Here is a 12836-nt window from a genome sequence, read left to right as displayed (position 1 = left end):
GGGGCGTGCGGCCGAGGTGCCTGTTCCACTCACGTCACGGGAGAGAGCTCCAGGGCACCGAATTCGGCACGGGAACCAGGCACCCACGTGCGAAAGGACCCCCCATGCAATACCGGAAACTCGGCAGCTCGGACCTGATGGTCTCCGACATCTCACTCGGGTCGTGGCTCACCTACTCCGGTGGCATCGAGGCGGACGCGACCCGCGCCTGCACCGAAGCCGCCTTCGACGCGGGCATCAACTTCTTCGACACGGCCAACGTCTACGGACGAGGAGCGGCCGAGACGGCGTGGGGCGAGATCCTCTCGGCCCACCCGCGCGACTCCTACGTCCTGGCCACCAAAGTGTGGGGACAGATGTCCGACGACCCGGCCGACAGGGGCCTGTCCCCCGGACAGATCGCCCGGCAGATCGACGCGTCCCTGACCCGCCTCCGGACGGACTACGTCGACCTCTACCAGGCCCACCGCTTCGACCCGTCCGTACCGATCGAGGACACCATCGAGGCGTTCCAGAAGGTCGTCGAACAGGGCAAGGCCCGTTACCTCGGCTTCAGCGAGTGGACTCCCGAACAGATCCGGGCGGCCGTCGACATCGCCGGCCCCGACCTGTTCGTCTCCTCCCAGCCGCAGTACTCCATGCTGTGGCAGGCCCCCGAGGCCGAGGTCTTCGACCTGTGCTCCACCAACGGCATCTCGCAGATCGTCTGGTCCCCGCTGGCCCAGGGGATCCTGACCGGAAAGTACAAGCCCGGCCAGCCCGTGCCCGAGGGAAGCCGGTTCGCGAGCGAGGAGATGTCGGTCAGCAAGGACCTGCTGTACTCCGACGCCGCGCTCGAAGCGGTGCAGCGCCTCGTCCCGATCGCCGAGGAGGCGGGGATGAGCATGCCCACCCTCGCGCTCGCCTGGGTCCTGCGCCGCACCGAGGTCGCCTCCGCCATCACCGGCGCCTCCCGCCCCGAACAGGTCCACGCCAACGCCGCCGCCTCCGGCGTCACCTTGTCCGACGACCTGCTGACCGCCGTCGACCAGGCACTCGGCGACGTCCCCGTCAGCGAACCGACCCTCGCCGTCGCGGCCGTGGAGGGCGTCAAGCACCGGTGATCCGCGGCAGCCGGGCAACGGGGCGGCGCGCTGCTCCTGCCGACCACGAGACGGGGCCTGGCAGTGACTCCCTCGGGTGCGGCGGACTGCCTAGCCTTTCGGGTGATCGCGAGAAATGAGCAGTGAGAAAAGAGGAACGATGACCACCATCGCCATCATCGGTGCCGGCCCCGGTGTCGGCCTTGCCGTGGCCCGCCGGTTCGGTCGCGAGGGATTCGCCGTCGCGCTGCTGTCGCGTCGTCAGACGAGCGTGGACGAGCTCGCGGCCACGCTGGAGTCCGAGGGCGTCACCGCGCGCGGTTTCGCGGCGGACGTACGCGACCCGGAGTCGGTCGAGCGGGCCCTCGCCTCCGCATCGGCGTCGCTCGGCCCGATCGAGGTGCTCCAGTACAGCCCGCTTCCGCAGCGCGAGTTCCTCCGCCCCGTCCTGGAGACGAGCCGCGAGGACTTCGCGACCGCGCTCCAGTTCTCCCTGTTCGGAGCCATGGCGGCCACGCAGCAGGTACTGGAGGACATGCGCAGCACCGGCCGCGGAACGCTCGTCTTCGTCAACGGCGGAACCGCGGCACGGCCCAGGACCGATTTCGCGGGCACGTCCGTGGCCTTCGCCGCCGAGAGCGCCTACGCCAGCACGTTGCACGACGCGGTGAAGCAGGACGGGATCCACGTCACCCAGCTGGTCATCCCGGGTGCCATTCCCGCCGAGGACCCCGAGCGCGGCCCGGCCGCCGTCGCCGACCGCATCTGGCAGCTCCACAAGGAGCGTGAGGGATTCCGCCATTTCCTCACACCGTTGGACGAGGACTGAACCCGCCTACGGCTGCGCCGACTTCGGGACCCGGGAAAGCGGGAAAACGGGCACGGCTGCCGTCCCTCCTTGGCCTCCGCGCGGCCCTTCGGCGTCAGCGGCGAGACGGGGATCTCGCGCAGCCGCTCGCCCCACTCGCGCTGCCGCTGCTGGACCTCGTTGCGGGTCTTGGCACCCAGTCCGGGGGCGTTGACGAGCTTGCGGCGGCTGTAGTCCAGCAGTTCGCCGACCGTGGTGATGCCGAGGCCGTACAGGAACGACTGGGCAGCGGGCGTAAGTCCAGAGACCGTCAGCGGAGTATCCCGCATGACCTCGGCGGCGAGGCGGTCGCGCTGCTGCTCGGCGGTCTCCGGCTCGGCGTCCGCGATCGCCGCCGCGGCGGCGATCGCGGCGGGCGTCCCCTCCCCTGTGGTCGCGGCGGCCGGGTGGCGGGAACGGTGGCTGGACGGGACGCTCTGGGAAGCGTCGAGGAAGACCTTGCGCCAAGCGTCCCGCATCGGCTTCAGCTCGGGGAACCGCTTGGCCGCGTCGCGGTGCAAAGCCTTGTGGAAGAAGGCGACTAGACCGTCCCGAACGGCCGGGTCGAAGGCCTCGGCCGCGATGGTCGGGTACGGCCAGTCCTTCGGGACGGTCATGCGGGGCAGGACACTGCCGTCGCCCCACTTGGGCAGCTCGCCGGAGGCCATCTGGTGCAGGGTGACGGCGACGGCGTACCGCTCGGCGTGCGAGTCGTACGAGCCGCGGGTGATGACGTCGACGAAGGGGTCGAGGTAGCCGTCGGTGCCCGCGTTGGTGCTCTTCGCCGGGTAGCCGGCGAGGGAGAAGTCGATGAGGACGAGTTCGCGGGTGCGGTTGGGGCGGATGCGGATGGCGATGTTGTCGGGCTTGATGTCGCGGTGCCAGACGCCCTCGCCCTCCAGGAAGTCGACGGCTCCGAAGAGGTAGTCGCCGTACGCCTCCAGCTGGTCGACCTGGAGGCGGCCGTGCTCGCGGAGCTGGCGGGCGACGGTCTCCTCACGGCGGCGCGGGCGTCCGCCGCCTTCGGTGCCCTGCCCGTTGTCGTCGCGCTCGTCGCCGACGTACTCAAGTGCCAGGACGGTGCGGCCGGCGATGTGCAGCGGCTCGGGTTCGACGAGGCGGATGATGCCGGAGTGGGGGCGCAAGCGTCCCATGGCCTCGGCCTCGCGGGCGAGGATCTCGCTGCGGCTGTCGGAGAGGGCGACCTTCAGCACGGCCAGCGGGCGGGTCCTGCGGGCTTCGGCCTGAAGGTCGCGGACGAGGAAGGCGCGGCTGGTGGAGCCGGTGCCGAGACGCCGGCGGATCTCCCACCGGCCGCCGAACACGTCACCGGCTACGGCCTCCAGCGGGTCCTTGTCGGCGGCGGTTCCGTCGTCCTCGTCGCCCGGCCCCTCCGTACCGGTGGCCGCCGGGGCCGGGGCGGTGAGGGAGTCCTCGACAACCTCCAGCAGCTCCAGGAACTCGTCCACGCTGGACAGCCGCTGGCCCGGCCGGTACGCAGTGGCGGCCTGCACCAGGTCGTCCACGTCCTCCGACAGGCCGTCCACCAGGGAGCTGGGGCGCAGGCCCTCCCCCGCCTCCAGTCGGGCCAGCAGCTCGGCCTGGCTGGCGGCCGGGGCCTTGGCGGTGACCAGCAGGTACGTGAGGACGCCGAGCCCGTACACGTCGAGGTGAACCGGGTCGGGGTTGAGGGCGGTGAGTTCGGGGGCGAGGTAGGCGTCGGCGTCGTCGGCCAGGTGCATCGCGGACAGGGCGGTCGGCGCGAAGCGGGTCATGCCCTGGCCCTGGGAGGAGTCGCCGCTGCGCTGGGTGGCGATCTGCCAGTCGGAGATCTGGAGGTGCGGGGTGAGCCAGGCGGCCTCCTCCCCCACGGCCCGGCCCTTCCTGCCGCGCGGCCGGGGGACGACGAGCACGGAGCGGGCGGCGAGGGCCCGGTGATGGATGCGGCTGGAGTGCGCGGAGCGCATGGTCTCGGCGAGCTGGCGGACCAGCGCCATCCGGCCGAGGATGTCCAGCTTCTCGCCGTACTGGACCAGGTACTCGTCCAGCTTCAGGGTGTCCGGGTGGTAGTCGAAGATCAGCGCGGGGCCGGCGGTGTGCCCGGAGGGGAAGTACTGCTTGAGTTCGACCACGCCCGGGTGCTTGAAACGGCCCAGCACCGCGGCCTCTCGCCGGGCTGCGTTCTCGACGGACTGGCGCAGGGAGGCGTCGGAGCCGCGCTCGCTGAGGTAGATGCGGACGCGGGCGGCCTCGGGGAGCTCACTGTGACGGGCGAGGTAGTCCGCCCAGGTGGGCCCGGAGTCGAAGGACTTCCGCTCCAGCTCGTACGGACCGACCTTGTATTGCGCGTCGCTCTTGCGGATGCCGATGTTCTTGAGGGCCGCCTCGATCTCGCGCGAGCCGATCGCGGTGATACGGCGGCGCTCGTCACGCGGGGGCTGCTTGAGCATCTCGACCAGCTGGTGGACGGTGTAGACGCCGTTCTGGTCGTGGGCGGGCAGCCGTACGCGGAGGCTGTTGTCCGTGAAGCAGACGGCCTCGGCGACCCAGACCCGTTTGTTGCCGGGCAGCGCGAGCAGGCCGGCCAGCTCCTTGGCCTTGCGGTTGACCAGGTGCAGCGGATTGCCGTGCGTACGGCGGCGGCCACCGGGCGTGGTTTGCACCCAGGTGCCGTTCTCGGAGGTGACCGAGCCGTGCCAGTCCTTCAGCTCGATCATGCAGACGCCGCCGGGGGTGACGACCAGCAGGTCCACCTCGCGGACATGACCGGTGTTCGCGGTGAAGGTGAAGTTCGACCAGGCACGCCAGGGATCTGAGTCCGGCAGCTTCTCCCGGATCGCCTCCAGGCCACGGCGTTCGTGATCGAACTCGGACTCGGTGACCGTGACCCACCGGCCTTCCCGCATGCCTGTTCCCCGCTCCTCGTGTCCCGCAAGGGCGACCGTTCCCCGTGGTCAGACCCTCGACGCAGATCCTAGTGGCTGGCCGTGCCATGAAAAGAGACGGTGAAGGACGGGAGTATGGGACATTCCCCCCTTATCGCCCGACTTCGGTGACTTGTGGTGCGCGGACCACCAACATCTTGGAGCCTCGTCCACACCTTCAGGTGAGAATGTGCAAACTCCACACAGCCGATCTCATCGCGATCGATGCCGTCCCGTCCGGTGCCATCACGTCCGGCATCCGGGCGGAGACACCGCGGCGTCCAAAATCGATCTGCCCCAACTGGTGGGTGCACTAACGTGGTTACCCGCTGCGCACCTTCCCGGAGGGTACGTCGGCGGTGTTCCAGGTGCCGATCCTCGGCGATGAGCGACGAGTGGTCTCCATCGCGTGCCACACGCGGTGTGACTGCGGATGCCCGGTAGGGCGATCCCTGCCATTCCCAGCTCACGCTCAGGAGTGGAAACCGATGAACCCCGTTGAGTACAAGCTTGCACGTCGTGACCGGATTCGTCAGATTCTGGTCGACGTCACGGTGGGAGTCATCACCAATCTGCTGGTGACGGCCCTTACCGTGGTAGCGCGCCTGGTCTTCTGACCGGCAGGTGGCGGGCCCGGGAGCCCGCCACTACCACCTACCTGTCCACCGTTTCAGAACAGACGCATCTCTCCGGGCGGAGCGTCCTTCTTCTGACGCTTCCTGCGGCGGCGCCGTCCTCGGCCGGGACGGGGCAGATGTGGCTGTCTCGCCTGCTCCGGCAGGTTCTCCCAGGTGGGTCGCAGACCGTGGATCTCAACGTCGCCGACGAGCCCCTTCAGGTAGTCCCGGGTCTCCTCGTCCGTTGAGTAGAGCACGGTCGCCCGGCTCGCCCTGGTCATCAGCACGTGATACCCGTGCCGGACGAGGCGGGCGAACTCGTCGTCGTCCACGCTCTTCGGCTTCACCTTGGGATCGAACGACCCGGGAACGGCCACCCGCTTGACGCCCGCCTCCTTGTCCGCCCGGTCCTTGCCCCGGCGGAACACCCAGCGATCGCCCCGGCGCACCATGTCCTCGCCCATGATCACGCCGCACCAGTCCCACTCCAGGCCCTGCGCGGTGTACACACATCCGATCTGGCCGAGGCCGTTCTCGTGCACGGACCAGATCTTGGAAGGCGGGACGGTCTTGTTCTCGCAGAAGGAGTCGCTGTCCGCGTTCCACGGCCGGTGCCAGTCACCGATCCGGACGTCGGGCTCAAGTCGCTTCTCCTTACCCAGGGGTTTCGTCCAGGGCCAGCAGTATCCGGCGACCATCCGCGCGGACGCTCCCGCCTTGGCCTCGGTACGGATGATCCCCTCGAGTTGCTCCGGGCTGTCCACGACCTCGACGTGCATCAGTCCGTCCGGGGTCCACGGCTCCGGCTCCGCGTCGGACACCCCCAGCGCGCCGCGCACCCAGCGGATGTAGGCGTCGCTTCCGCCGCACCGGAACTGTTCCCGCAAGCGGCAACGGACCAGGTGGGCGTCGTAGCGCCGTGCCGCGTCCTCCACGAGAGCGGCGGTACCGACCTCCTGCGGGCGCACGGACTGACCCTCGTCGAGGAAGAACACCGTCAACCGGGAGGCGTCGAGGAGTTCGTCCACCTGAGGCTTGGTGCCCCAGTCCTCGGGTTTCCAGAAGCGGTTGGTGGAGCGGTCGCGCAGGCGGTGGGCCTCGTCGCAGATCAGCACGTCCAGAGGCGGGTCGGGCGGGGTAACGAAGTTGCTGAAGTAGGTGAAGGTCTCCTTGAACTCCCGGTCACCGTAGCCGACATGCTCCTGCAAGGCTCCGTTGAACGCCCGGCTGCCGCTCGCGTACTTGACCGTGCGGCCCTCCGCCTCCAGTTCAGCCTTGAGCTGGAGGCCGATGGCGCTCTTGCCCGTGCCGGCACCGCCCGTGACCAGGAACACCACCCGTCGCTCGTCGGGGAGGAGCGCGGGGCGCCGGGGATCGGGAAGCACCTTGGCTGCCGTGTCGAGGATCTCGTCCGCGACCTTCTTCTGACGGCCGCGCAGGGTGAAGACCGTGTCCTCGCCGCTGGAGCGGATCATGGCGTCGAGCAGCGGGGTATTACGCAGCCCCATGCTCCGTAGCAGGATCTCGGCCGCCGAGTCGGCACCGTCGGCGGCGAAGCTGCTCCGCAGGTCCGACAGCAGTTGGGCGCGGCGGTCGTTCGTGTAGACACGGGCGTAGGAACCGGTCGGCGCGTCCACGCCGACCAGTGGGAGCACCGAAGCGTCGGTGGCGTTGTGCAGATAGGCGAAGCCGCCGCACTCGAAGTTAAGTCCGTACAGCGGACCTCTGTCGCTCGTGAACGCCTCGTAGTATTCGCGCAGTTGTAGTGCGGGATGCTTCTTCTCCCCCATGCCGGGGACGTGCACCAGTTCCGCGGTGGCTCGCTCCACCCGGGTCACCGTCGACCACCGCTTGAGCTCGACGAGCTGGACGGACAGCCCGTTCTCTTCGGGATGGTGACCCACGAGGACGACGTCGATGAGCCTCGGGTCCCCGGCGCGGTCGGTCTCGTCGAGCGTGGCCGCGCACTCGACGACCATCTCGACGTTCCCGCGTTCGGCGGCTACCAGATCCTCGGCAAGATGCACCAGGCTCTCCGCCCAGGCGGAACGTTCGGTCAAGGAAGCTTCGGTGCTGAGGAAGTGCTTCCACCTCGCGGCGAGGTGGGGCACCATACGGCGTCTTGAGTTCAGGTTCAGCAGATCCCGCGCTGCCAGTTTCAGCAGGAGCATGGACACGAGGTGGATCCCCCAGGGCACGAGTGACTCGTGCGGATGGGGGCATGTCCACGTGGGGAAGCCCGTCGGGCCGCAATGACGCCTGGGATCTTAGGCAAGTGACGTCCCGTCCCACGCATATGACACGTCGGTCGGCTGGAAGCACGGACATCATGGCCGGATATCACGCGCTCACCGCCGCAGAACGGGCTCCTCGATCGCGTCAGGCCGTGGCTCCGGTCGGCCGGACACCAGTTCCCGTAGCTTCTCCCGGGTCTCCGGATCGGTCGAGTACACGATGGTGCCGACCATGCCCCGCGTCAGCAGCACCTTGTACGTGTTCCGGATGAGACGGTCCACATCGGTGTCCGGTGTGGACCTCTTGAAGACCGGGTCCTTGGACGCGGTGCGGTCGGTGATCCAGCGGTCACCCCGCCAGACCAGATCCGGGCCGATGATGACGCCGGACCAGTGGTACTCGAACCCCTGGGCGGTGTAGACGCAGCCGATCTGGCCGAAGCCCGCAGGGTCGGTGGCCCACAGAGCGGACGGGGGCGCACCGGAGACCGACCGGTCCCCGCGCAGGTTCCACGGCCGGGCCCAGCCCCCGATGACGACATCGGGAGGCAGTGGATCGCCGGGCTTGGGCTCGGGGGACCACCGCCAGCAGTAGCCCGCGGACATCCGGGCACCGTATTTCTCGGCGCGGCGGGCATCGAGGAACGCCTCCAGTTCCTCAGGGCTGTCTGCGACCAGCAACTGCATGCGATCGTCGGGTTCCCACACGACCGGCCCGCCGGGCTCGAGGCCGAGGAGCCGGACCACCCAGCGCAGGTAGGCGTCGCTGCCTCCGCAGCGGAACTGGCTGTCCAGGGGCACGACATGGCAGTCGATACCCCGTCTGGCCGCGGCCTCACGAATTTCGTCCACGGTGCCCATCTCACCGGGACGCACCACCTGGTGCTCGTCGAGGAAGAAGACCGGTACATGGGCGACGTCGATGAGTTCGTCGATCTGTGCCCTGCCGGTCCGCAGTGCCGCGCGGGTGTAGCGGTTGGCGGACGTTTCCCGGATGCGGTGCGCCTCGTCACATATCAGAGCACCCAGGCTGTTCTTCTCCGTGGTCATGAAGCTGTTGAAGTACTTGAAGAGATCCTGGACTTCCCGTTTCCGGGAACCGGCCACCTTGCGCATCGTCTTGGTGAACGACTGCGAGCCGGTCGCGTGGACCGCGGCCACACCCCTCCGGTAGAGCTCGCCGAGCAGTTGGAGCGCGATCACGCTCTTCCCGGTACCGGGGCCGCCGGTGACGATGACGACTTCCTTGTGGTCGGCGCGCTTCGCTCTCTCCACCGCGTTGAGCACCGTGCGGTAGGCGACCTGCTGCTCGTCGAGGAGGACGAACTGCTGCCGCTCCCTCACTTCCTGGGCTGCCACCGACATCAGCTGCTTCGACGGCACGGTGGCGCCCGCGAGCAGCTCGTCGGCCGCACGGGCACCGGGGTGCTTGTCGCTCAGCTTCGACCGGAGGTGGTCCAGGAACGCACCGCGACGCTCCCCCGTGAAGAGCCGTACCTGCCCGTCGCGCTCGATCTCCCGCAGCCCCGTCACCCCGAACTCGGTGGCGTTGTGCAGGAAGGCCACTCCGTGGATCCGCTCGCCGTGCTCGGCCACCGCGCCGTTGAAGTTGACCAGGTAGTCGCAGTATCGCTGCACCTGCTCGATCGGGTTGAGCACGGGGTGCGCGTAGGCGTCGACATGGCACAGGGTGGGGTCGTCCTCGTGCGGAGCCGCCTGGCTCCACTGCTTCAACTCCACCACAACGTAGGACGGCTCCTGTGTGACCGGGTGCAATCCGGCGAGGACGACGTCGGCACGCTTGCTGTTCAGCGGTAGCGCGTACTCCAGCATGACCTCGACGTCGCCCAGGCCGGCGTCGTTGAGCGCGGCGGTGAGAAGCGGGATGCTGCGCTCCCAGGAACGCACCTCCGAAGCGCCGGGCCGATAGCCGTGCATGTGGACGAACTGCTCGGTGAGATGCAGGAACAGCGAACCGTCGAGTGCCATGACGGCGACCGTTTTCGCGGACGCGCGGAACAGCAAGGACTTCCCCCAGGCAGCACGAAGAGACTCGTGCGGGTGGGGGCATGTCCTTCGAGACTCCACCTGAGTGGAACGGAAGCCCGTCGGGCCGCGTTGACGATGTGTCTGAGGGTACCTGGCGGTACTCACATTCGTACCGGTGGTTGCAGTGGCGGCAGCGGACGCTGTGCCCGGTCTCCCCTACCGACGTCCGGATACCGGAGTGCATGGCCTTTGACCTCTGGAACCGGCGCGGTCGACTTCGGTGGCGCCCGTGTCATCCCAGCGGATGCGGCCGGTGTCGGGGCTTACCGACCGCAGGGGAGCCTGGCCAAAGCAACGGCGACCAGGGCCCCGTCGTCCCCCTGCACCGCCCGACCTGGACATCGGACCGCTGCTCTACGCGGTCGACGACGAGGACGCGCCGGCGCGCGGCGGGTCTGGGTCTTGATCTCCGCAATTCCGATGCCCGCGTCCCGGACGCTGAGGCTCAGAGTGATCTCCTTGGTGACCGGCTCGACCCTGCCCGGAACGGAGCCATGTACGGACGCGCCTCCTTCCAGCTCCTGCGGATACGCATCCTCACCCGCTCGTAAGGCCCTCGGCCCACGACGCTGGCGGGCGGTGCGGACCTTCTCGTACAGGGCGGCGTACTCCTCCTCGTCCAGGTCCGGGTAGCGGGCCTGCCAGTCAGACCGGCGTCGGCGCTCGCTGAGTCCCGCGATCTGCTCGACGAAGGTGCGGCGTTCGCACCGCTCGCGCTCGCAGAAGAACCGCCGAACCCGGAGCCGTACAGACAACTTCTGCCCAGCCAGGGGCAGTTCGGCGAGCATGCGCCAGTAGGTGGAATGGACTCGACGTCCCCGGTCTCCGCAGTCCGGGCAGCACGGCGGACGACCACATGCCGCCGCTTCCAGCACCACGAAAGGCGGCTCCATGATCAACTGGTTCAACTCAACGTCAACGCCGGGGAACAGCACATCCTTGATCACGCAGAGGCCCACGAGTAAGAGATGCCACACGGAAACGATCCTGCATGCAGGGCGCCGACCTGCGGATTCACGCAAGCGCGGTCAGAGCCTTGAATCTCCCCAACCGGTGCTCGGGGACAGGACGGACCTGCTCGCCGAAATTCCCCACGCGCGGGCCGCCGGCCTATGGCTGGCAACAGGCAGGTTTTCGGCCTATCAGGCAGAGGGAACCGCGTCGACCTCTGAACTCATGCCCGAAAGCCGCCCTCCTGTACGGTGCGACGGCCCCAAGCCGATGCCCTTCGCCCCGCCAGTAGATGGCCCCACTGCCCGAGTCGCGACGGGCTGCTCCTCTTTCGGGTCGTGATCACATCCGAACCGGTGGGCGTGCCCCCACCCGCATGGCCGGCTGACCAGGCGAGACGGACCTCCGCGTTGGGCTTGGCCGAGAACGAGCAGGTGTGGCGCACACCTACTGGAAGATCGCGTTCCGAGTCTGAATGAATACGGAGTGTTACCAACCCTGCTCGCTCCTCCTCGTGAGCCTCTGACGAAAGGGCACAGCCATGCCTTCGGCCATGCGTAAGACGACGAATTCTCCAGTGGTACGGCGGCTGACCGCCGCGGCCGTCGCGCTGGGCAGCTGCCTGGCGCTCGCCGGCCCGGCGGGAAGCGCCGGCGCGGCGCCCGCCGACCCCGTACCGACCGTCTTCTTCGGCGACTCGTACACCGCCAACTTCGGCATCGCTCCCTTCAACCAGGACGGCAAGAGGGACTTCTGCTTCCAGGCGAAGGAGAACTATCCCACCGTCGCCACCCGGCGCCTTGCGGACAAGGACATCACGCTCGACGTCCAGGCGGACGTCTCCTGCGGAGGCGCCCTCGTCCACCACTTCTGGCAAGAACAGGAACTGCTGCTGCCCGGCATGACGGTCCCGCCGCAGCAGGACGCGCTCAAGCAGGACACCCAGCTGACCGTGGGAAGCATGGGCGGCAACACGCTGGGCTTCAACCGCATCCTGAAGCAGTGCTCCGACGAGCTCCGGAGCCACCCTCTGCTGCCGGGAGAGGCGGTGGACGGGGACGAGCCGGCCTCCAAGTGCGGTGAGTTCTTCGAGTCCGGGGACGGAAAGAAGTGGCTGGACGGTCAGTTCGAGCAGGTCGGTGGGGACCTGGAGGAGCTGCTCGACCGCATCGGCTACTTCGCCCCCGACGCGAAGCGCGTCCTGGTCGGCTACCCCCGGCTGGTGCCCGAGGACACCACCAAGTGCCTGACCGCGGCGCCCGGTCAGACGGAGCTGCCGTTCGCCGACATCCCCAAGGACGCCCTGCCGGTCTTGGACCAGATCCAGAAGCGGCTGAACGACGTCATGAAGAAGGCCGCCGCTGACGCCGAAGGCGGCGCCGACTTCGTCGACCTCTACGCCAACACCGGCGGCAACACGGCCTGCGACGGCGCCGACCGGGGCATCGGCGGCCTGCTGGAGGACTCCCAGATCGATCTCGGCGCCAAGCTCCCCTGGTACGCGCACCCCAATGACAAGGGCCGCGACATCCAGGCCAAGCAGGTGGCCGACAAGGTCGAGGAGGTCCTCAACCGGTAAGGGGGCACACAGACCCCTGCCAGGAGCCGCCCGCACCCTCACCACGCACGGGTGCAACACGCGTCATCACGCCTGACCGAAGCCCCAGGCCAGCCCTGGGGCTTCGTCATGCGGCGCGCTCCGGCACCGCTCAGATCACCACGCGCTGGATGCCCCCGCCGTCGCACGGCAGTCCCAACGACACCCGAGTGGGGAGCGAAGAGCACCCCTGGCCATATTCACGAAGCCTCATCAACAGCGGCCTCAGCCCCGCTGCCGCTTTCCCAGAGCTCTTCGCCTCCGTGCTGCGCCATCGGCGTTGTCGTCCACCCGAAGGTCGAGTGGTGCGGTCCAGTCGGCGGGAAGTGCTCCTCGAATGAACAGGGCTGTCGACGAGGTACTGGCTGGACGGGGCTCTCTACGCTGCTCCAGCATCGCAGCGGGACCACAAGGGACAGCCCAGGCCAAACGACGCTTGCCGCAGGTCAGGCCCTGCTGTCGCCAACCTCGGGCCCCGCTCCCCATGGCTGCGTTCATGGCTACGTACGTAGCCGCGCGGTCCCGTTTGAACCGG

General features: G+C 68.5%; 7 protein-coding genes and 1 pseudogene. 4 read left to right on the top strand and 4 right to left on the bottom strand.

What is annotated here, in order from left to right; genetic code table 11:
* Positions 1–104 precede the first annotated feature (104 nt).
* The gene (locus E0500_RS31330; protein ID WP_131563469.1) at positions 105–1103 is read left to right on the top strand and encodes an aldo/keto reductase family protein; all 999 of its coding nucleotides are present in this window, start codon (positions 105–107) and stop codon (positions 1101–1103) included.
* A 139-nt stretch (positions 1104–1242) separates the two neighbouring features.
* On the top strand, positions 1243–1911 hold the full coding sequence (locus tag E0500_RS31325; RefSeq protein ID WP_131563470.1) for an SDR family NAD(P)-dependent oxidoreductase: 669 nt from the start codon (positions 1243–1245) through the stop codon (positions 1909–1911).
* A 65-nt stretch (positions 1912–1976) separates the two neighbouring features.
* On the opposite strand, the pseudogene pglW reads toward E0500_RS31325, so the two are convergent.
* Positions 1977–4835 (bottom strand): annotated as a pseudogene (pglW, locus tag E0500_RS31320) (BREX system serine/threonine kinase PglW); the annotation flags it as partial.
* A 506-nt stretch (positions 4836–5341) separates the two neighbouring features.
* Here pglW and E0500_RS43330 point away from each other — a divergent pair.
* Positions 5342–5470 carry a DUF6408 family protein gene (locus E0500_RS43330; RefSeq protein WP_220141422.1) on the top strand — a complete coding sequence of 43 codons (129 nt, stop codon included), beginning with the start codon at positions 5342–5344 and terminating at the stop codon, positions 5468–5470.
* A gap of 53 nt (positions 5471–5523) precedes the next feature.
* Here E0500_RS43330 and E0500_RS31315 read toward each other — a convergent pair whose 3' ends face one another.
* From E0500_RS31315 to E0500_RS31305, 3 genes are all read right to left on the bottom strand, one after another.
* Positions 5524–7530: a DUF2075 domain-containing protein gene (locus tag E0500_RS31315; RefSeq protein WP_399120357.1), complete on the bottom strand. Its 2007-nt coding sequence runs from the start codon at positions 7528–7530 to the stop codon at positions 5524–5526.
* Between the two features lie 288 nt (positions 7531–7818).
* On the bottom strand, positions 7819–9729 hold the full coding sequence (locus E0500_RS31310; RefSeq protein ID WP_131563471.1) for a DUF2075 domain-containing protein: 1911 nt from the start codon (positions 9727–9729) through the stop codon (positions 7819–7821).
* A 287-nt stretch (positions 9730–10016) separates the two neighbouring features.
* Positions 10017–10646 carry a transposase family protein gene (locus E0500_RS31305; protein ID WP_258573837.1) on the bottom strand — a complete coding sequence of 210 codons (630 nt, stop codon included), beginning with the start codon at positions 10644–10646 and terminating at the stop codon, positions 10017–10019.
* 611 nt (positions 10647–11257) lie between these two features.
* Here E0500_RS31305 and E0500_RS31300 point away from each other — a divergent pair.
* Positions 11258–12283: an SGNH/GDSL hydrolase family protein gene (locus E0500_RS31300; RefSeq protein ID WP_131563473.1), complete on the top strand. Its 1026-nt coding sequence runs from the start codon at positions 11258–11260 to the stop codon at positions 12281–12283.
* Positions 12284–12836 lie beyond the last annotated feature (553 nt).

The sequence above is a fragment of the Streptomyces sp. KM273126 genome (assembly GCF_004337435.2).
GTDB lineage: Bacteria > Actinomycetota > Actinomycetes > Streptomycetales > Streptomycetaceae > Streptomyces > Streptomyces acidicola.
The sequence above is the reverse complement of the archived record's forward strand: the minus strand, read 5'-3'. Positions and strand labels throughout refer to the sequence as shown.